The 19,273-nt window shown below is 70.7% G+C and carries 22 protein-coding genes and 1 pseudogene; 13 read left to right on the top strand and 10 right to left on the bottom strand.

All coding sequences use genetic code 11. The features are described 5' to 3' along the window. The first annotated feature begins 149 nt into the window (after nt 1–149). From GAK38_RS10830 to GAK38_RS10805, 6 genes and pseudogenes are all read left to right on the top strand, one after another. A complete protein-coding gene (locus GAK38_RS10830; protein WP_325343979.1) occupies nt 150–551 on the top strand; it encodes a nuclear transport factor 2 family protein in 402 nt (133 codons plus the stop codon). A 118-nt stretch (nt 552–669) separates the two neighbouring features. Continuing rightward, a pseudogene (locus tag GAK38_RS10825) lies at nt 670–1,875 on the top strand (L,D-transpeptidase family protein); the annotation flags it as partial. A 34-nt stretch (nt 1,876–1,909) separates the two neighbouring features. Next, nucleotides 1,910–2,464, top strand: a complete 555-nt coding sequence (locus GAK38_RS10820; protein WP_325343977.1) for a peptidylprolyl isomerase — start codon at nt 1,910–1,912, stop codon at nt 2,462–2,464. Between the two features lie 45 nt (nt 2,465–2,509). Continuing rightward, nucleotides 2,510–3,022, top strand: a complete 513-nt coding sequence (locus GAK38_RS10815; RefSeq protein WP_325343975.1) for a peptidylprolyl isomerase — start codon at nt 2,510–2,512, stop codon at nt 3,020–3,022. Between the two features lie 20 nt (nt 3,023–3,042). After that, nucleotides 3,043–3,813 (top strand): UDP-2,3-diacylglucosamine diphosphatase, encoded by a 771-nt coding sequence (locus GAK38_RS10810; protein ID WP_325343973.1) that lies wholly within the window; start codon nt 3,043–3,045, stop codon nt 3,811–3,813. Continuing rightward, the gene (locus GAK38_RS10805; protein WP_325343971.1) at nt 3,810–4,682 is read left to right on the top strand and encodes a zinc-dependent peptidase; all 873 of its coding nucleotides are present in this window, start codon (nt 3,810–3,812) and stop codon (nt 4,680–4,682) included. The genes GAK38_RS10810 and GAK38_RS10805 overlap by 4 nt, the downstream gene beginning before the upstream one ends. Here GAK38_RS10805 and GAK38_RS10800 read toward each other — a convergent pair. After that, nucleotides 4,636–5,331, bottom strand: coding sequence for an alpha/beta hydrolase (locus GAK38_RS10800; RefSeq protein ID WP_325343970.1), 696 nt, complete (start codon nt 5,329–5,331; stop codon nt 4,636–4,638). The genes GAK38_RS10805 and GAK38_RS10800 overlap by 47 nt on opposite strands. 46 nt (nt 5,332–5,377) lie before the next feature. Further along, nucleotides 5,378–6,196, bottom strand: coding sequence for a DODA-type extradiol aromatic ring-opening family dioxygenase (locus GAK38_RS10795; protein ID WP_325343969.1), 819 nt, complete (start codon nt 6,194–6,196; stop codon nt 5,378–5,380). A 98-nt stretch (nt 6,197–6,294) separates the two neighbouring features. Between GAK38_RS10795 and GAK38_RS10790 the strand changes: the two genes are divergently transcribed. Further along, entirely contained in the window at nt 6,295–7,194 is a 900-nt protein-coding gene (locus tag GAK38_RS10790) for a LysR family transcriptional regulator (protein WP_325343967.1), read from the top strand. A 4-nt stretch (nt 7,195–7,198) separates the two neighbouring features. On the opposite strand, the gene aroQ is transcribed toward GAK38_RS10790, so the two are convergent. Beyond that, nucleotides 7,199–7,669, bottom strand: coding sequence for a type II 3-dehydroquinate dehydratase (gene aroQ / locus GAK38_RS10785; protein ID WP_325343984.1), 471 nt, complete (start codon nt 7,667–7,669; stop codon nt 7,199–7,201). A gap of 474 nt (nt 7,670–8,143) precedes the next feature. Here aroQ and GAK38_RS10780 point away from each other — a divergent pair, with 474 nt between their 5' ends. Continuing rightward, nucleotides 8,144–8,317 carry a hypothetical protein gene (locus GAK38_RS10780; protein WP_325343965.1) on the top strand — a complete coding sequence of 58 codons (174 nt, stop codon included), beginning with the start codon at nt 8,144–8,146 and terminating at the stop codon, nt 8,315–8,317. 122 nt (nt 8,318–8,439) lie between these two features. Here the strand turns inward: GAK38_RS10780 and GAK38_RS10775 are convergent, their stop codons facing one another. Beyond that, nucleotides 8,440–8,805, bottom strand: coding sequence for a hypothetical protein (locus GAK38_RS10775; RefSeq protein WP_325343963.1), 366 nt, complete (start codon nt 8,803–8,805; stop codon nt 8,440–8,442). 175 nt (nt 8,806–8,980) lie between these two features. Between GAK38_RS10775 and GAK38_RS10770 the strand changes: the two genes are divergently transcribed. Continuing rightward, a complete protein-coding gene (locus GAK38_RS10770) occupies nt 8,981–10,801 on the top strand; it encodes a glutamine--tRNA ligase/YqeY domain fusion protein (RefSeq protein ID WP_325343961.1) in 1,821 nt (606 codons plus the stop codon). Continuing rightward, nucleotides 10,802–11,626 (top strand): undecaprenyl-diphosphate phosphatase, encoded by an 825-nt coding sequence (locus GAK38_RS10765; RefSeq protein ID WP_325343959.1) that lies wholly within the window; start codon nt 10,802–10,804, stop codon nt 11,624–11,626. Between the two features lie 4 nt (nt 11,627–11,630). Here the strand turns inward: GAK38_RS10765 and GAK38_RS10760 are convergent, their stop codons facing one another. Together GAK38_RS10760 and GAK38_RS10755 are read right to left on the bottom strand one after the other, a co-directional pair. Further along, nucleotides 11,631–12,284, bottom strand: coding sequence for a LysE family translocator (locus tag GAK38_RS10760; protein WP_325343957.1), 654 nt, complete (start codon nt 12,282–12,284; stop codon nt 11,631–11,633). A 62-nt stretch (nt 12,285–12,346) separates the two neighbouring features. Beyond that, a complete protein-coding gene (locus GAK38_RS10755; protein WP_325343956.1) occupies nt 12,347–13,162 on the bottom strand; it encodes an AraC family transcriptional regulator in 816 nt (271 codons plus the stop codon). Between the two features lie 98 nt (nt 13,163–13,260). Here GAK38_RS10755 and GAK38_RS10750 point away from each other — a divergent pair, with 98 nt between their 5' ends. Continuing rightward, a complete protein-coding gene (locus GAK38_RS10750; RefSeq protein WP_325343954.1) occupies nt 13,261–13,893 on the top strand; it encodes an NAD(P)-dependent oxidoreductase in 633 nt (210 codons plus the stop codon). Between the two features lie 53 nt (nt 13,894–13,946). Here GAK38_RS10750 and GAK38_RS10745 read toward each other — a convergent pair whose 3' ends face one another. From GAK38_RS10745 to GAK38_RS10730, 4 genes are all read right to left on the bottom strand, one after another. Continuing rightward, the gene (locus GAK38_RS10745; RefSeq protein ID WP_325343952.1) at nt 13,947–14,780 is read right to left on the bottom strand and encodes a MinD/ParA family protein; all 834 of its coding nucleotides are present in this window, start codon (nt 14,778–14,780) and stop codon (nt 13,947–13,949) included. A gap of 13 nt (nt 14,781–14,793) precedes the next feature. Next, a complete protein-coding gene (locus tag GAK38_RS10740) occupies nt 14,794–15,603 on the bottom strand; it encodes a GGDEF domain-containing protein (RefSeq protein ID WP_325343950.1) in 810 nt (269 codons plus the stop codon). A 150-nt stretch (nt 15,604–15,753) separates the two neighbouring features. Beyond that, entirely contained in the window at nt 15,754–16,665 is a 912-nt protein-coding gene (locus GAK38_RS10735) for a DMT family transporter (RefSeq protein WP_325343948.1), read from the bottom strand. Nucleotides 16,666–16,699: 34 nt separating this feature from the next. After that, nucleotides 16,700–17,836, bottom strand: coding sequence for an aromatic ring-hydroxylating oxygenase subunit alpha (locus GAK38_RS10730; RefSeq protein ID WP_325343946.1), 1,137 nt, complete (start codon nt 17,834–17,836; stop codon nt 16,700–16,702). 253 nt (nt 17,837–18,089) lie between these two features. Between GAK38_RS10730 and GAK38_RS10725 the strand changes: the two genes are divergently transcribed. Both GAK38_RS10725 and GAK38_RS10720 read left to right on the top strand, forming a co-directional pair. After that, nucleotides 18,090–18,332, top strand: coding sequence for an exodeoxyribonuclease VII small subunit (locus GAK38_RS10725; protein ID WP_325343944.1), 243 nt, complete (start codon nt 18,090–18,092; stop codon nt 18,330–18,332). Beyond that, a complete protein-coding gene (locus GAK38_RS10720) occupies nt 18,317–19,270 on the top strand; it encodes a polyprenyl synthetase family protein (protein WP_325343942.1) in 954 nt (317 codons plus the stop codon). The genes GAK38_RS10725 and GAK38_RS10720 overlap by 16 nt, the downstream gene beginning before the upstream one ends. Nucleotides 19,271–19,273 lie beyond the last annotated feature (3 nt).

Genomic DNA, 19,273 nt, shown 5'->3' with positions numbered 1-19,273 from the left:
TTGGGGATCGTGGGCAACGCCGCCGTTCGGGCGGCTATCGCTGCGTTCTTCGTTTTCGTCTTGCTCGTCGGCATACATGCTCCTCATTGACATGCTATGCCTCACACACAAAATTTCGGACAGGCTCGCCTGCGGCCGCTGTGCCTGCCGTGTCCGCCAGGCCGGCGTCGGCGCCCGCGCCCGCGCCGGCAGTCGACGCCTCCGCCGCTTCGTCCGCCGATGTGAAGGACGTCGAGGCCGCCGTGCAGGCCTGGGCCGCGGCCTGGTCGTCGCGCGACGTCGCGGCCTACCTCGCCACCTACAGCAGCGATTTCAACGGTGGCAAGTCGCGCAAGGCCTGGGAGGCCGAGCGCCGCTCCCGCATCGAGGGCAAGTCCAGCATCAGCGTGAAGCTCAGCAACGTCAGCGTGCAGGTCAATGGCGACCGCGCCACGGCGCGCTTCCACCAGGACTACGTGGCCGGCACCTACAAGTCCTCCGGCCGCAAGACGCTCGAACTGCAGAAGTCCGACGGCCGCTGGGTGATCACGAAGGAGTCGTCCGGCGCGTGACGGCGGCGGCGTGGTGGCAATGGCAGCAGTCGTCGGCTGCATGGCCTGATTTTCTGACGTGAAATTTTCTCTTTCCCGGCGCCCCGCGCGGTCCGCAGGACTGGCGGCGGCGGTGGTCCTGTGGGGCCTGTGTTGGGCTGGCCAGGCCGCAGAACGCCGGCATGCACCGCCCGTGGCCAGGACGCCGGCGCGCCAGGCAGCACCGGCCGCCTCGCACGACGGCGAGGCCGAAGCCCTGCTCATCGAGGTCTATCGCCTCATCGGCGCCTCGCGCTCGCGCGAAGCGCTGGCCAAGGCCGAGCACCTGGCGTCCAGGTATCCGAACTTCCAGCTGGCGCAACTGGTCTATGGCGACCTGCTGGCCGGCCGGACCCGGCCGCTGCGGCGCCTGGGCGACATAGCCGACGGCATGCCGGCGGCCATGGTGGCCCAGCTCGACGAGTTGCGTCAGGAGTCGCAGCTGCGTCTGAAGGCGCTGCGCGAGCGCCCGCCGGCCCACACGATTCCGTCGCAGTTCCTCACGCTCGCACCGCGCAGCCGGCATGCGATCGCGGTGGACGCCTCGCGTTCGCGGCTCTACCTGTTCGAGAACACGGCCAATGGCCTGCAGCTGGTGGCCGACTATTACATCTCGCTCGGCAAGTCGGGCATCGAGAAGTCGGTCGAGGGTGACCTGCGCACGCCGCTGGGCGTGTACTACATCACCGGCAACCTCAACAAGGCGACGCTGAAGGACTTCTACGGCGCTGGTGCCCTGCCGATCAATTACCCGAACCCGCTGGACCTGAGCCGTGGCAAGACCGGCGGCGGCATCTGGCTGCACGGCACGCCCCGGGACCAGTTCTCGCGCGCGCCGCTGACCACCGACGGCTGCGTGGTGCTGGCCAACCCGGCCCTGGAGCGCATCCTGCGCACGGTCGAGCCGCGCAGTACGCCGGTGGTGATCGCTTCGCACCTGCAATGGGTGGCACCGCTCGCGGTGCAGCCGGAGTCCAGGGCCTTCGAGGGCGTGCTCGACGCCTGGCGCGCGGCCAAGTCCAGCGGCGACATGGACCGCCTGCTCGCCTTCTACACCCCCGACTTCAAGAGCTACGGCAAGTCGCTGGCCGAATGGACGCCGCAACTCGCGGCCGAGGCGGTACGCGCCGAGGGCCGCGAGATCCGGCTCAAGGACCTGTCCCTCCTGCGCTGGAACGACAAGGCCGACACCATGGTCGTGACCTTCGGCGAAGTGCTCGACGGCGCGCGCACCGGCGCGGTCAAGCGGCAGTACTGGCTGCGCCAGGGCGGCCAGTGGAAGATCTTTTTCGAAGGAGTCATCGGAGACGCTCCTGTCCCCGCACGGCGCTGTGCGCCGCATGTTCTGCCTGGCTGCCTTCGGGCTCGCCACGGCTGCCGCGTCGGCCCAGGGCGCCCCCGGGCCGCGGGTCAGGCTCGCCACCTCGGCGGGCGACATCGTGGTCCAGCTCGATGCGGCAAAGGCGCCGCGCACGGTCGAGAACTTTCTGCAGTACGTGCGCGACAAGCACTATGACGGCACGGTGTTTCACCGCGTGATCGACGGCTTCATGATCCAGGGCGGCGGCTACACCACCGACCTGCGCGAGAAGCCTACGCGCGCGCCGATCCCGCTGGAGGCGGCCAACGGTTTGAAGAACGACCGCGGTACCATCGCCATGGCCCGCACGTCCAATCCGAATTCCGCCACGTCCCAGTTCTTCATCAATCTGAAGGACAATCCCAGCCTCAACGCGCCGCAGCCCGACGGTTACGGCTATACCGTCTTTGGGCGCGTGGTGCAGGGGATGGACGTGGTCGACCGCATCCGCGCCGTGCCCACCGGCAACAAGGGTCCGCACCAGAACGTGCCGCTCACGCCCGTCACCCTCACCGCGGCCACCGTGCTCCCGTAGCCGGCGCGCCGCACACCCATCCACCTGCCGTCCAAGGAGCAGACCATGAGCACCACCCACCCGCAGGTCGAACTGCACATCGCCGGCTACGGCGTCATCACGCTCGAACTCGACGCCGACAAGGCGCCGAAGTCGGTCGAGAACTTCCTGGCCTATGTGAAGAAGGGCCATTACGACAACACGATCTTCCACCGCGTGATTCCCGGCTTCATGGTCCAGGGCGGCGGCTTCGAGCCCGGCCTGCAGCAAAAGCCCACCGACGCGCCGATCGAGAACGAGGCCGACAACGGCCTGAAGAACGACAACTACACCGTCGCCTTCGCGCGCACCAACGCGCCGCACTCGGCCACCTCGCAGTTCTTCATCAACGTGGCCGACAACGGCTTCCTGAACCACACCGCGCCCAGCGCGCAGGGCTGGGGCTATGCCGTGTTCGGCAAGGTCATCGACGGTACCGATGTGGTCGACAGGATCAAGGCCGTGAAGACCGGCCGCAAGGGCTTCCATGACGACGTGCCGAAGGACGACGTCGTCATCGAAAAGGCCGTCCTGCTCTGAGCACCGCCTCCCCGCGTCCCATGGCCGAGGCCGCACCCCGGTGCGCGGAGCTGGTCGCTCCGCCGCACTGGCGTGCGGTCGATTTCATCGCGGACCTGCATCTGCAGGAGAGCGAGCCGCTGACGGTCGCCGCCTGGCGCGACTACCTGTTCCGCACGCCGGCCGACGCGGTGTTCATTCTCGGCGACCTCTTCGAGGTCTGGATCGGCGACGACGCGGCCGTGTCCGGCAGCTTCGAGGATGCGTGTGGACAGACGCTGCGCGAAGCGTCGCAGCGGCTGTCGCTGTACTTCATCGCCGGCAACCGCGACTTCCTGCTCGGCGAGGCGTTCCTGGCGCGCGCCGGCATGGCCGCGCTGGCCGATCCGACGGTGCTGGCCTTCGCCGGCCGGCGGGTGCTGCTGAGCCACGGCGACGCGCTCTGCCTGGACGACCACGACTACATGCGCTTTCGCGCGCAGGTGCGCTCTCCAGCCTGGCAGGCGCAGGTGCTGGCCCGGCCGCTGGCCGAACGCCGGCTGCTGGCGCGCGGCATCCGCAGCGAGAGCGCGTCGCGCAAGCAGGCGGAGGCGGCCTATGCCGACGCCGACCCGGCGCTGACCCGCCAATGGATGCAGCAGGCCGGCGCCACGACACTGGTGCACGGCCACACCCATCGCCCGGCTGATCACGCACTGCCGGACGGCACCGAGCGCCGCGTGCTCAGCGACTGGGACCTCGCCGCGCTGCCGCCGCGCGCCGAAGCCCTGCGGCTGGATGCGGCGGGCTTTCGCCGCATCGCGCTCGGATGAGCGGCCGATGGCTCGGTGCGCTGCGCCGATGGTGGCGGCACAGGGCTGTGGGCGCCGATGAATACTCTGAGGAGGAGGGTATCCCTAACGCGCTCTGGCTGTGCACTACGGGACTATACCCCTTTATCGCAGAATTACCTGCCGAGGGTGTTCGGCGTCTGCGCGCGCTGAGCAGCCGGTTCCTGTCGCAGAAGGAATTCCACGGTGCGCAGGGCCTGGAAGTGACCGACGCCATGGCCGTCGCGATCGCCGCCCAGGCCTGCCTGCCGCTGCTGCATTGGGGCCCTGCAGCGCAGGCGCTGCGCTGGTACGACGACTTCGTCGGCATCGTCGTCCATCCGGGCCAGGTGGTCGCGCGCCGCGAAGTGACCGACGAGGCCGGCGTGGTGCACGGCTACGACGAGGTGCTGGCCGGCGAGGCCATGGACCGCGGCCCGGTCATGCTGAGCTGGCAGGACGTGCAGGAGGCCGCCAGCGCCACGGCGCAGGGCTACAACGTCGTCATCCACGAATTCGCCCACAAGCTCGACATGCGCGACGGCGCGCCGGACGGCTGCCCGCCGCTGCCGGCCGGATTTCTCGGCACCCGCGGCGGCCCGGCCGCGCGCCGGGCCTGGATGGCGGTGCTGGAGCCAGCCTGGGAGGGGTTCCGCGAACAGGTCATCATCGCCGAGCGCTTCAGCGGCGAAGCCCCGTGGCTCGACGCCTATGCGGCGGAGTCGCCGGCCGAATTCTTCGCCGTGGCCTGTGAAGGCTACTTCGTCAACCGTGCGCGCTTCGCCGCAGAATTCCCGGCGCTGCTCGCGCTGTTCGACGCCTTCTTCAGGCCGGCGGCGGCTGCTGCTGCGGCTGCGCGCTCAGCGCGTTGAGCCATTGCACCGTCTGCGACAGCTCGGCCGGGCGGATCTCGTGGGCGCCCGGGAACTCGCGGTAGGTCAGCGCCAGCGGCAGCGCGGCGGCCGCGTCCCGGATCGCATGGGCCTGGGCCAGCGGGATCACGCCGTCCTCGGTGCCATGGCTGACCCAGAGCGCCTTGCCGGCAAAGGCCTCACGCGGCGCCCGCGCCGAAGCCGCCTCCGGCAGCAGCCGGCTGTGCCAAGCCAGGGCCGCGCCGATGTGCTGCGGCGCGGTCAGCAGCAGCGTGAGCGCCATGATGCCGCCCTGGCTGAAGCCGCCCACGACCACCCGCGCGGGCGGAATGCCGCGCTGCTGCGCCGCCTGCTGCACGGTGCGCTCGACCAGGTCGCGGGCCGCACGCTCCTGGGCCGCATCGATGGTGCGGCTGGCATCGGGGTGGACGGTGAAGTCGAACCAGGCATGGCTGTCCGGCCCCACGGTGAAGGGTGCGCGCAGGCTCAGCACATGGAACTGCGGCGGCACGTAGGGCGCGAAGCCGAACAGGTCGCGCTCGTTGCTGCCCACGCCGTGCATCAGCACCAGCAGCCAGGGCTGGTCCACGCCGGGGGCGGCGCGACGTTCGAGGAAGGTCAGCGGAAGGTCGTGGGTGGTATCGGGCATGGCCCTATCGTGATCGAAGCGCGGCGGCGGACGGTATCGGATCGCTTCAGTGCAGCGCGAATGCGTCCATCGCCAGGATGCCGTAGCGCACCTCGCGGCTGAGGTAGTCCACCGTGCGGTCGCTGCCGGCGGCGCCCAGCGCGAAGAAGATCGGCAGGAAATGGTCCTCGGTCGGATGCGCCCGCGCGGCGTGCGGCGCGCGCTGGCGGTAGTCGAGCAGCGCCTCGGTGTCGCCGCGCTGCACGGCATCCTCGATCCAGCGGCTGAACTCGCCCACGTACGGCAGGGGCGCGTCGCGGCCGCCGAAGAATTCGGACAGGTTGTGGGTCATGCTGCCCGAGCCGACGACCAGCACGCCTTCGCTGCGCAGGCCCTGGAGCGCGCTGCCAATGGCGTACACCGCGCGCGGGCCGGCGCCGGCCGGCAGGGCGACCTGCACCACCGGCACCGAGGCGTCGGGCAGCAGGTGCATGAGCGGCACCCAGGCCCCGTGGTCCAGCGGGCGCTGCGGATCGCCGGCTGCGGCGATGCCGGCCGCGGCCAGGCGCCCGATTACCTCGCCGGCCAGCGCGGGCTCGCCGGGCGCCGGGTAGCGCAGCTGGTAGAGCGGCGGCGGGAAGCCGCCGAAGTCGTGCCAAGTCGCGGGCGCCGGATGGGTCATGACCGCCGGGCCGCGTGCCATCCAGTGCGGCGACATGACGACCACGCCGCGCAGCTCCGGGTGGCTGGCATGCAGGCAGGCGCCCCAGCGGGTCAGCGCCGGCCCGGTCGTGCCGGGGTCGAGCGCGAACAGCGGCGCGCCGTGCGACAGGTAAAGCGCAGGGATCGCCACGGTGGCCGAGGAGGGAATCTGTGCGTGGGGCATGGTCGTGCAACCTTTCACAGTCCACTCTAGGCGTTCTGCTATAAAAGATAAATCGCACCGCTCAGAACGCATTGTTCTGTTTTTGACAACGAACGACCATGCCGCAGTTCCGCCAGATCGAGGCTTTCGTGGCCATCGTGCAAAGCGGCAGCTTCGTGAAGGCTGCCGACCGGCTCGCGCTGTCGAAAGCCGTGGTGTCGCGGCTGGTGGGCGAACTGGAGGCCGAGCTGGGCACGCGCCTGCTGCACCGCACCACCCGCAGCCTGTCGCTGACCGGTTCGGGCGCGGCCTACTACGAGCGCTGCCGGCAGATCCTGGAGGACTTCGCCGAGGCCAATGCCGAGGCCAGCGCGGCCGCCGCGCGGCCCGCAGGCCGGCTGCGGGTGAATGCGCCGCTGTCCTTTGGCAACCTGCACTGGGCGCCGCTGTGGGGCGAATTCCTCAAGCTGCACCCGGAGATGGAGCTCGACATCACGCTGACCGACCGCGTGGTCGACCTGGTGGACGAGGGCTTCGACGTCGGCGTGCGCATTGGCCGGGTGCAGAGCGAGACGCTGGTCGTGCGCCGGCTCGCGGGCGACGACATGCTGCTCTGCGCATCGCCGGGCTACCTGCGCCGGGCGCCGCCGCTGACGCGCGTGGCCGACATTGCGCAGCATGCGGTGCTGGCCTATTCCTGGTCGTCCTTCGGCGACACCTGGACCTTCCGCACGCCCGATGGCGCCAGCCAGAGCGTGGCCACGCATCCGCGCCTGCGGGCCAACAGCGGCGACACCTGCCGTGCGGCGGCGCTGGCCGACCAGGGCCTGATTCTGCAGCCGGCCTTCATCGTCGGGCACGACGTGCGCGACGGCCGGCTGGTGCGGCTGCTGCCGGACCACGACTGCGGCCGGCTCGACATCCAGGCCATCTACCCGAGCCGCCGGCACCTGTCGGGCAAGGTGCGGGCGCTGGTGGACTTCCTCGCCGCGGCGTTCCAGACGCCGGGGTGGAAATAGGCCGTCAGCCGGCGGCCAGCACCCGCGCCAGCCCGGCGATCGCGATCGGATAGCCGTGCACGCCCAGCCCGGCGATCACCGCCCTGGCCACCGGCGCGATATGGGAGTGGTGGCGGAAGCTCTCGCGCGCATGCGTGTTGCTGATGTGCAGCTCGATCAGCGTCACGCCCGTGGCGTTGACCGCGTCCTGCAGCGCCACGCTGGTGTGGGTGTAGGCCGCGGCATTGAGCACCACGCCGGCCAGTTCGCCGCGCGCATGCAGCTGGCCGGCCTCGTGCAGCCAGTCGACCAACTGGCCTTCGTGGTTGGTCTGGCGGAAGACCAGGCTGAAACCATGCTCGGAACTGGCCTCTTCGCAGAGGCGCCGGACGTCTTCGAGCGTGTGGCGGCCGTAGATGGCCGGCTCGCGGGTGCCCAGCAGGTTGAGGTTGGGACCATTGAGGACGTAGACGGTTTTCACGAGGCAGCTCCGCAGAAGGGCAGGAGCGGGATTGTGCAGCAGGCCCGGCCGGCCCGCCGCGCTTTCTCCGCTCCGGATCCAGTCGCCGCCACATCCCGGTACCTGCATGGCGGGCACCGTCGCCGCATCTTTCTTCGTTGATCGGAATGACCCTGGCCGCGCACGTCTCCAAGAATGAGACGGAAAACATAAAAAAAGGCGCGTAGTCGCGATATCTCCGGCCCGTGCACGGAATGCCAGGTGATCCGACAGTGCGCCGTCGTCGTGCTGGGCGACGCGCCGTCATTCACAAATTATGTGTACGACAGCCGGCAGGGCCTTTATGGCCTCGTCGAGGCGACATGGCGCCCACGCCGATGATCGGCGCAAGCGCCCGTACGCGCAGCGCGGCGGGCGCCTGGGCTGGCTGGTGCTGGGGTCGCCTTTGCCGCGTGCGCGGTGCAGTGGCGGCCGTCTTTCGGAGCCGCGCTGTAGTTCGGCTGGCTGACGGTGGCCGCGACGGTGCCGATGTTCGCGCTGGCCTACGGGCCCCGGCGCAAGCGCGCTGCCGGGCGACTCACGCGGGAAGGGCTGGCGCCGCGCCACTGCCGCCGGAGATCGCCTTCCATCGCCGTGCGTGTCTGGCGCAAGGCGCCGCTGCTGCTGCTGATCGGCCTGCCGTAGGCCTTCGGCTGGCAGTTATGTGCAGGGCGTTCGACCACCTGAACATCGTCCGTACCGAATGTGGCGCGGCATGCAATGAAAACGGCCCGCGAGGGGCCGTCCGTCAGCGCATGAGCCGGGACTCAGCGGCGCCAGCCGCCGCCGTCGCGGCCGCGGTGCCAGCGGCCGGGAGGCGGACCGCCGTGCCAGCCGCCACGGTAGATCGGCGGGCCGTAGTACACCGGCGGGGGCGGCGGCGCATAGTAGACCGGGCGCGGCGCATAGTACACCGGACGCGGGGCCACATAGACCGGGGCGGGTGGGTAGTAGACCGGAGCCGGCGCCACATAGGCCGGGACGCCATAGAACGGGGTGCCGACCCCGATGGTGACGCCCGGCGAACTGATGCCGACGGACCACGCCACACCGTGCGCCTGGGCCGTGCCCGCCACGGCCGCCAGCGCGAGGGCGCCGACCAGAGCGATGCGGGACGAAATTCTGCGGTTCATAGCAATCTCCTGTGGTGACGGAGCGGCTGCCGCCGGCGGCCGGACCCGTCTGTCTACACAACGCTGACATGGGGCCCGACGGTGGACCGTGCCAGAGGGCAGTGTGTTTCAGTGCGTAAGGCCGCCCTGTTGCCGCACGGCCTGTCGTACCGGTGGTGGACACTAGAATTCCGGGATGAGTTCCCCTTCCTCCGCTTCCTCCCGACCCGCACCGGCTGCTGCCGGTGACGCCGATGCCGCCAAGCCCAGCAACTTCCTGCGGCAGGTGATCGACAGCGACCTGGCCCGCGGCACCTATGCCGCGCGGCGGTGGGCCGGCAGCCCGGGGGATCGGGACCACCAGGCCGGCGGCGGTGCCGATCCGGCGCGCATCCGCACCCGTTTTCCGCCCGAGCCCAACGGCTACCTGCACATCGGCCATGCCAAGAGCATCTGGCTGAACTTCCGCCTTGCGCAGGACTATGCCGGCATCTGCCACCTGCGCTTCGACGACACCAACCCCGAGAAGGAAGAGCAGGAGTACGTCGACTCCATCCTCGACGCGGTGCAGTGGCTGGGCTACGGCTGGGACGCCAACGCAACGTCACATCTTTACTACGCCAGCAACTATTTCGACTTCGTGTACCGCGCCGCGCTGCATCTGGTCGAGACCGGCCATGCCTATGTCGACGAGCAGACGGCCGAGCAGATGCGCGAGCGCCGCGGCGACTTCACCACGCCCGGCATCGACAGCCCGTTCCGCGGCCGCACGGTGGCCGAGAACCTGGCCCGCCTCGAAGACATGCGCGCCGGCCGCCTGCCCGACGGCGCCGCCGTACTGCGCGCGAAGATCGACATGGCCTCGCCCAACATCAACCTGCGCGACCCGGCCATCTACCGCATCCGCCGCGCCACCCACCACCGCACCGGCGACGCCTGGTGCATCTATCCGATGTACACCTTCGCGCATCCGATCGAGGACGCGCTGGAGAACATCACCCACAGCATCTGCACGCTCGAATTCGAGGACCAGCGCCCGTTCTACGACTGGCTGCTGGCCCGGCTGGAGGAGGGCGGCCTCATCAATACGCCGCCGCCACGCCAGTACGAATTCGCGCGGCTGAACCTCACCTACGTCATCACCAGCAAGCGCAAGTTGAAGCAGCTGGTGGACGAGGGCCGCGTCAGCGGCTGGGACGACCCGCGCATGCCCACCATCGTCGGCCTGCGCCGCCGCGGCTACACGCCCGAATCGCTGCGGCTGTTCGCCGAACGCTCGGGCGTGAGCAAGGCCGCCGGCTGGATCGACTACTCCAGCCTGGAGATCGCGCTGCGCGACGACCTCGACCCGAAGGCCGCCCGCGCGATGGTCGTGCTGGACCCGGTGCGACTCGTCGTCACCAACTGGGAGGAACTGCACGGCGTCGGCGCCCTCGACGCCTGCAGCGCGCCGGTGCATCCGCACCATCCGGAGCGCGGCAGCCGCAGCTTCCAGTTCGGCCGCGAACTCTGGATCGAGCGCACCGACTACGAAGACATCCCGCCCAAGGGCTTCCACCGCCTCTACCCCGGCAACAAGGTGCGCCTGAAGTACGGCCACGTGGTCGAATGCACCGGCGCCGTGCGCGATGCCGATGGCACGCTCGTCGAGGTGCAGGCCCGCCTCGTGCCCGACACCAAGAGCGGCACGCCGGGCGCCGACGCGGTCAAGGTCAAGGGCGTGATCACCTGGGTCGGCGCCAGCGACGGCGTGGCCGCCGAGGTGCGTCTCTACGACCGCCTGTTCGGCGACCCGCATCCCGACGCGGGCGGCAAGGACTTCCTGGCCGCGCTGAACCCGGACAGCCTGCGCATCGTCACCGGCTTCGTCGAGCCGGCCGCGGCGGGCGTGGCACCCGACACCCGGCTGCAGTTCGAGCGGCACGGCTACTTCGTGGCCGACCGCGAGGACCACGTCGCGGGCGGCAGGCCGGTCTTCAACCGGATCACCGGCCTCAAGGACTTCTGGAGCAAATAAGTGGACGCCATCCTGCTGCTCAAGGCCGCGATCATGGGCGTGGTCGAGGGTTTGACCGAATTCCTGCCCATCTCGTCCACCGGCCACCTGATCCTCGCCGGCGCGCTGCTCGGCTTCGATGACGACCGGGCCAAGGTCTTCGACATCGCGATCCAGACGGGTGCGATCTTCGCGGTCATCCTCGTGTACTGGCAGCGCATCCGCGACACCGTGGCGGCGCTGCCCACGCAGCCGCGGGCGCGGCGCTTCGCGCTCAACGTGGCGATCGGCTTCCTGCCGGCCGTGGTGCTCGGGCTGCTGTTCGGCAAGGCGATCCAGGCGCACCTGTTCACGCCGGTGGTCGTGGCCACCACCTTCATCCTCGGCGCCTTCGTGATCCTCTGGGCCGAAAAGCGCCCGCCCTCGGCGGTGCGGGTGCAGACGGTGGACGCCATGACGCCGGCCGACGCGCTCAAGGTCGGCCTGGCGCAGTGCCTGGCGCTCGTGCCGGGCACCAGCCGCAGCGGCGCCACCATCATCGGCGGCATGCTGCTGGGCCTGTCGCGCCAGGCGGCGACCGATTTCTCGTTCTTCCTGGCCATGCCCACGCTGGTCGGCGCCGGCGTCTACAGCCTCTACAAGCAGCGCGCGCTGCTGTCGGCGGCCGATGTGCCGCTGTTCGCGGTCGGGCTGCTGTTCTCGTTCGTCAGTGCCTGGTTCTGCGTGCGCTGGCTGCTGCGCTACATCAGCACGCACAGCTTCGTGCCGTTCGCCTGGTACCGCATCGCGTTCGGCATCGTGGTGCTGGCGACGGCCTGGTCGGGCGTAGTAACCTGGGCGGAGTAATCCTTCAGGGCGGGCTTAAATAGCCCACCATGGCGGTATACCCCGCAGCCAGTCCTGCCAGTGCCAGGGCGGTGCCGGCGCATCGCGCCACCAGCGGGCCATGGCGCACCCAGCCGCCGGCCACGCGGCGGTGGCTGACGGCGCGGCAGACCAGCAGATCCCACGCGAACACCACGGCGGCCATCCAGGCGCCGCAGGCCAGCTGCCATGCCGCAGGCTGGCGCGCGAGCGCCGCGAACAGGCCGGCGTAGGCCAGGCCGTTCTTCGGGTTGAGCATGGCGGCGATGAAGCCGGTGGCCCAGGCGCGGGCCCGTCCCTCTGGCGGTGCGGCGGGCACCGGCCCGGCCGTGGCCGTGGCTGCGGCCCCTGCATCGCGCAGCAGCCGCAGGCCCAGCCAGAGCAGAAAGCCGCCCGCGGCGGCCTGCAGTGCCGTGAAGGCCGCGCTGCCCGGGCGCAGCGCCGCGAAGCCGGCGATCGCCAGGCCGATGTAGAAGGCGTTGGCGCAGGCGATGCCCAGGCACAGCCAGGCGCCGCGCCGCCGTCCCCCGGCCAGCGCCGTGCGCAGGATCAGCAGGAAGTCCGGGCCGGGCAGCAGCAGGGCCAGGAAGTGGGCGCCGGCGGCGACGAGGAACAGGTGGAGCGGAGGCTGCGACGACATGGGCGCGCAGTGTCGCGGCGCGCGCCTCCGCCGTATTGCACGAAATTGCCCCGGGCTCGCGTTCAGCCGGCCGCGCGGTAGCGGCCGGGCGTCATGGCCACGCGGGCCTTGAAGGCGCGCTGGAAATGGCTCTGGTCCGCGAAGCCGGTCGCCAGCGCGACATCGGCCAGGCCGGCGCCCTGCCGCAGCAGGACGCGCGCCTGCTGGATGCGCAGATCGAGCTGCCAGGCGTGGGGCGGCAGGCCGGTGGCGCAGTGGAATGCGCGGATGAACGCATAGCGGCCCATGCGGGCGGCGCGGGCCAGTTCGGCCACCGGCAGCGGCTCGGCCCAGTGCAGTCGCAGCAGGGCGTGGGCGCGCGCCACGCCGGCCCGCACGCGCCGCGGATGGGGCAGCCGCTGCGATGCCAGCCCATCCGCTTCGCGGCCGACGTAGGCGACGAGGTGCGCCTCCTTGGCGGCGGCGGGGGCATCGGAGAACAGCTGCCGGCAAAGCGCGGCGAAGCCCTGCCACGCGGTGGCAGCGGTCGTGGCCAGCGGCTCGTGCAGCAGCGGCGAGGCCGCGCCGGCGGCGGGCGCGATCTCGGCCAGCACGCCGTGGACCCACGGCACGTCGAGGTGCAGCATGCGGTAGCTCCAGGCGCCTTTCTCGGGATTGCAGTCGTGCACCACCCCGGGCGGCACGCGCACCACGCTGCCGGGGGCGATCGGCGTGGCGCGGCCCTGGCAGCGGAAGACGCTGCGGCCGGCATCGACCGCGCCGACCGACGCGGTGTCGTGCGCATGGGACCGGTAGCAGGCCCGGCTGGCGCAGGCGGTGCGCGCTTCGGCGAAGGGCAGGGCGGGGTCGCGCCAGAAGCGTTCGGTGGCCGTGGTCATGGGGGGATTGTCGCGGCCGCCGCCTGCCGGCGCAGCAGGGCCGTACGATGCCGGCCGGCCCCCATGCCGTTCATTTCTTTCCTGAAAGGGACTTTCCCATGAGCAATATCGCCATCCTGGGCATCACCGGCCATGTCGGTTCGCGCGTCGCCGACGAGCTGCTGCGCCGCGGCCACACGGTGACCGGCATCGCCCGCTCCACGGCCCGGGCCGCCGCGCGGCCGGGCCTGACCCTGCACGAGGCCGACGCCACGCGCGCCGAGGCCATCGTGCCGCTGCTGCGCGGCCACGACGCGGTGGTGAGCGCCACGCGCTTCGTGGGCGGCATCGACGCACCGACGCTGCTGGCCGCCGCGCGCGCGGCCGGCGTGCCGCGCGTCCTCGTGGTGGGCGGCGCCGGCAGCCTGGAGGTAGCGCCGGGCCGCGCGCTGATCGACACGCCGGAGTTCCCCGACGCCTACAAGCCCGAAGCCGGCGCCGGCCGCGCGTTCCTCCAAGCGCTGCGGCAGGAGAAGAACCTGGACTGGACCTTCCTCTCGCCGGCCGCCGAATTCGCGCCGGGCGAACGCACCGGCGTCTTCCGCATCGGCGGCGACCAGCTGCTGACCGGCGCCGACGGGCGCAGCCGCATCTCGACGGAGGACTACGCGATCGCGCTGGCCGACGAGATCGAGCGGCCGCAGCACGCGCGCCGGCGCTTCTCGGTTGCTTATTGCATAGGGGTAGTATAGGCCTGCAGCGGGTGAATTACGCGCGCTGTGGGGTGGTACCCCCGGGGGTATGATTAGCGCTTCGGCGGCGACAGGACCGCGTCCTGGAGCTTGCCGGCCAGCTGCGACAGGGCCATCGCGGCCGGGCAGCCCGGTGTGCTGGACAGCAGCAGCTGGCGGCGCATGACGGCGTCGCGCACGGCCGGGTCGGCCGGGATGTCGCCCAGGTGGATCAGCCGCACCGGCCGGCCCGATTCGGTCGAGACGAAGCGGTCGAGCACCTGCTGCAGCTGGCTGGTGATCGCGCGGCCGTCGCCGGGCCGCGCGGCCTGGTTGACGACCAGCCGCACGTGCTGGCGCTTCTGCTGCATCGCCAGCACCTTGATGGCGGCGTAGGCGTCGGTCAGCGAGGTGGGCTCGGGCGTGGCCACGACCAGCACCTCGGAGGCGAGCGAGACCGAGAACAGCACCACGTCGGAGATCCCGGCGCCGGTGTCGAGCAGCAGCACGTCGTAGTGCGGCGTGAGGGTCTGGATCACGCGCATCAGCTCGTTGCGCACCTCGGGCGTGAGGCGCGAATACTCGACCATGCCGGAGCCGGCCAGCAGCACCGAGAAGCCGCCGGGCGCCTTGAGGATGGCGTCCTCCAGCTTTGCCTTGCCGGTGAACACGTCGTGCAGCGTGATCTTGGGGTGCAGGTTGAGCACCACGTCGAGGTTGGCCAAACCGAGGTCGGCGTCGAGCACCAGCACCCGCAGGCCGCGGCGGGTGAGGGCGGCCGCGAGGTTGGCCGAGACGAAGGTCTTGCCCACGCCGCCCTTGCCGCTGGTCACGGCAATGATGCGGGCGCCCGCCGGCGCCGGGGCGTTGGCGCCCGGGGTGGGGTTGGAAGTCAGCGCGTCGCTCATCGGTTGGGTGGGTTCAGGTGGCGCTGTCGTTCGCGTTGCGGGGCGCGGGCGGCAGGTCGCTGCGCGGCGGCTGTGCTGCGGCGATGCCGCCGCCGTCCTCGCCTTCGGGCGGGACCGTCAGAAACAGCAGGTTCTTTTCTTCGGCCGTGACGGTGCTGTCGGGCTGCGGCTCCAAGCATACCCGGTTGCGCCCGTCGGCCTTGGCCCGGTAGAGCTGCAGATCGGCCCGCTCGGTCCACAGCGTCGTGGTCGAGCGGATCCACTGCAGCGCGAAGGCGCCGCCCACGCTGATCTCCACCTGGATGACCTCGGTCGGCGTGATGCGGATCGGCGTGGCCGCCACCGCCAGGCGGATGCGTTCGGCCACCGCGGTGCCGAAGGCGGCATGGCAGGCCGGCAGCACCACGGCGAACTCCTCGCCGCCGTAGCGGGCGACGGTGTCCATCGGGCGCACGCAGCCGGCAATGGCCTGGGCCACGGCCTGCAGCACCGAATCGCCGGCCGGGTGGCCGTAGGCGTCGTTGATCTTCTTGAAGTGGTCGATGTCGAGCATCAGCAGCAGCGCCGCCTCGCCCGAGCGGGCCACGCGGTCGAGCTCGCGCTCCAGCACCGTCTCGAAGTGCCGGCGGTTGGCCAGGCCGGTGAGCGGGTCGCGCAGCGACAGCTCGCACAGGCCGTCGATCACGTCTTGCAGGTAGGCGACGGAAGGCGTGTCTTCCGCGGCGAAGCTGCGTCCGAAGTCGGCCTGCGAGAGCAGGGCGCGCGCCGTATCCAGCCGCAGGTGGCGCAGGTCGATGGTTGCGGGAGCCGCCGGTGAAGACACGGTTGGGTTGCGCTAGAGAAGGGACTTCCCGACCGAGACTCGGTCCGCGGGGAGGGGCCATTCTGCTGCGCATGCCTCGCCGTCGCCGATATGTCGTGGGGCCCCGATATTGTAAATCGCTGTAACCACGCCGGGGTCCCCGCTTTGTTATCAATGTTCCTCGGCCGGCGCGTCGGCCGCGGCCCGGCCGCGCAGGATGGTCGCGGCGACGCCGCTGCCGATGACCAGCCCCATGCCGAGCCAGCCCGCCAGCGGCAGCGTGTCGCCGAACAGCAGCGCGCCGTAGGCGGCCGCGAAGACGATGCCCGAGTACTGCAGGTTGGCCACCACCAGCGTGCCGCGCTGCGTCCTGGCCGTGGCATAGGCGCGCGTCATGCACAACTGCCCGAGCGATGCGAACAGCCCGACCGGAACGAGCCAGACGGCGCCGTGCCAGTCCCAGGGCGAAAAGCCTTCGACCGAGGCTGCGGCGCCGCCGGCCACGGCCGAGCCGACGGCGAAGTAGAAGACGGTGCGGGTCTCCGGCTCGCCGATGCGCGACAGCGCGACGACCTGCATGTAGGCGAAGGCGGCGAACAGGCCCGACAGCAGGCCGATCAGCGCCGGGTACATCTGGTTCGGCGCCAGCGTGGGCCGCAGCATCAGCACGACGCCGGCGAAGCCGGCCAGCACGGTGGCGACCAGCGGCGCCTGCAGCGGCGGCCGGGCGCCCGCCGACGCGGGCCGCCAGGCCAGCAGCGCGCCGCCGACGAAGAAGGCGGCGATCCAGACGCTGCTCATGTAGTTGAGCGTGACCGCGGTGGCCAGCGGCAGGTGGCCGATCGCATAGAACCAGGCGCCCAGCGAGGTCACGCCGACCAAGCTGCGCCAAGCATGCATGCCAGGGTATCGCGTTGCAACGCTGATTCCCTGGGCGCGCGCCAACAGCCACAGCAGGAGTATGCTGACCACGCCGCGGTAGAACACCAGTTCGGCCGCGCCGAACCAGGCCGATGCGTACTTCACCGCCACACTCATGGTGGAGAAGAAGAACGCGCCCAGGACCATCCAGAGGGCCTGCATGCCGCCTCAGCCCCCGCGGCCCCGGGCCGCCGTGTCAGTCACGCAGCGCGCCGCGCATGCTGCGCCGATACCATTCGTGGAAGTGCTGCATGCCGTCTTCCATGGGGCTCTGGTAGGGGCCGCGCTCGTCCACGCCGCGCGCCAGCAGCGCACGGCGGCCGGCATCCATGCGCTCGCCGATCTCGTCGTCCTCGATGCAGGTCTCCATGTAGGCGGCCTGCTGGGCCTCGACGAACTCGCGCTCGAACGCGACGATCTCCTCGGGGTAGTAGAACTCCACCATGTTGAGCGTCTTCGACGGGCTGACCGGATGCAGCGTCGAGACGGTCAGCACGTGTGGATACCACTCCACCATGATGTGCGGATAGTAGGTGAGCCAGATCGCGCCGTAGCGCGGCTGCTCGCCGCCGCGGTAGGCCAGCAGGGCCTCCTGCCAGCGCTTGTAGACCGGGCTGCCCGACTGCGCCAGCGCATTGGCCACGCCGACGGTCTGCACCGAGTATTCGGCGCCGAACTCCCAGCGCAGGTCGTCGCAGGTCACGAAGTTGCCCAGGCCCGGGTGGAAGGGCCCGACGTGGTAGTCCTCGAGGTAGACCTCGATGAAGGTCTTCCAGTTGTAGTTGCATTCGTGCATCTCGACCCGGTCGAGGGCATAGCCGTCGAACGACAGGTCGGCCGCCGGGCCGACGCGGGCGAGGTCGGCGGCGATGTCGCGGCCGTTGTCCTCGAACAGCAGCCCGTTCCACTCGCGCAGGCCGTAGTTCGACAGGTTCAGGCACGGGTCGTGCGCGAAGTGCGGCGCGCCCAGCAGTTCGCCGGCCGGGCTGTAGGTCCAGCGGTGCAGCGGGCAGACGATGTTGCCGCCCGCATGGCCCTTGCCCTGCGCGTTGAGCGAGCCGCGGCCCTTGAGCATCACCGCCTGCCGGTGGCGGCAGACATTGGAGATCAGCTCCACGCGGTCCTGCGCATTGCGCACCAGCGCGCGGCCTTCGGCCTCCTGCGGCAGCGCGTGGTAGTCCCCCGGGTGGGGCACGCAGAGCTGGTGCCCCACGCAGCGGGGCCCGCGCTGGAAGATGGTCTCCAGTTCGCGCTGGAACAGCGCCTGGTCGAAGTAGCTTGAAACTGGTAGTTGGCTTGCGGCCTGCTGCAGTCGAAGACTTAAATCAGACATGGGTGACCTGACCTAAAGACTCCCCACAGGGGGACTTGCGGGAGATGCACGCGGCAGTGCGCGCGGTGAAAAAAACAGCCGGCGACGGAGGCCGGCTGAGGAGGGAATGGGATTGTACCCCGTGGGGTTATTCGCCATGGCTAAACCCGGAGCATATATGCGTGTATTGCCCGGCGCCGGCCGCGTCCGCGGGGCGGTGCGCCGGCCGCGAACTAAAATGGCCGGTTTCCTCACGATGTCCGCGTCTTCTTCCATGCCCAAGGTGCCCGCCGCTTCCGCCGACCCTGCCGCTCCCGCGAGCTACGAGGCGGCGCTCGAGGAACTCGAACAGCTCGTCGCCCGCATCGAGTCGGGCCAGCTGCCGCTGGAGCAGCTGCTGGCCGGCTACCAGCGCGGCGCCACGCTGCTGGCCTTCTGCCGCGAGCGGCTGGATGCCGTCGAGAACCAGATCAAGGTGCTCGACGCGGGGGTTCTCAAGGCATGGACGCAGGCATGAGGCGGCTGGAGCAGACGGCGGCCGCGGCGCCTTTCTCGCTGGAGGCGTGGAGTTGTCTGCAGCGCGGCCGCGTCGAGCAGGCGCTGTCGCACTGGGTGGCCGGCGACGGCTTGGCCCCGGCAGGCCTGGGCGAGGCCATGCGCTATGCGGTGCTCGACGGCGGCAAGCGCCTGCGGCCCCTGCTGGTGCTGGCTGCGCGCGCGGCCATCGCCGACGAGGTGCCGTCGCCCGGCCTGGACGAGGCCGCCCTGCGCGCGGCTTGCGCGGTGGAGCTGATCCACGCCTATTCCCTGGTGCATGACGACATGCCGTGCATGGACAACGACGTGCTGCGCCGCGGCAAGCCCACGGTGCACGTGCAGTTCGGCGAGGCCGGCGCGCTGCTGGCCGGCGATGCGCTGCAGGCGCTGGCCTTCGAACTGCTCACGCCCGGCGGCCCGACCGTGCCGGCGCGCGTGCAGGCCGCGCTCTGCCGCCTGCTGGCCCACGCGGCCGGCCATGCGGGCATGGCCGGCGGCCAGGCCATCGACCTGGCCAGCGTCGGCCGGGCCCTCTCCGAAGACGAACTGCGCCATATGCACCGCCTCAAGACCGGCGCGCTGCTGCAGGCCAGCGTGCTCATGGGCGCGGCCTGCGGCGACGCTCCCTCCCGCGCCCTCGACGCACTGGGCCGCTACGGCGCGGCCATCGGCCTGGCCTTCCAGGTGGTGGACGACATCCTCGACGTGACGGCCGATTCGGCCACCCTCGGCAAGACGGCCGGCAAGGACGCCGCGGCCGACAAGCCCACGTACGTTTCGTTGCTGGGCCTGGAGCAGTCGCGCGAACATGCATGGGAGCTGCGCCAGCAGGCGCTGGCAGCGCTCGACGACAGCGGCCTCGAAGACACCCGCGCGCTGGCCGCGCTGGCCGACGCCGTCGTCCATCGCGCCAGTTGAGAG

Origin of the sequence: Xylophilus sp. (genome assembly GCA_009914555.1) — a bacterium.
Lineage (GTDB): Bacteria > Pseudomonadota > Gammaproteobacteria > Burkholderiales > Burkholderiaceae_C > WNDY01.
Note: the sequence above shows the minus strand (reverse complement) of the source record. Positions and strands in the feature narration are given on the sequence as shown.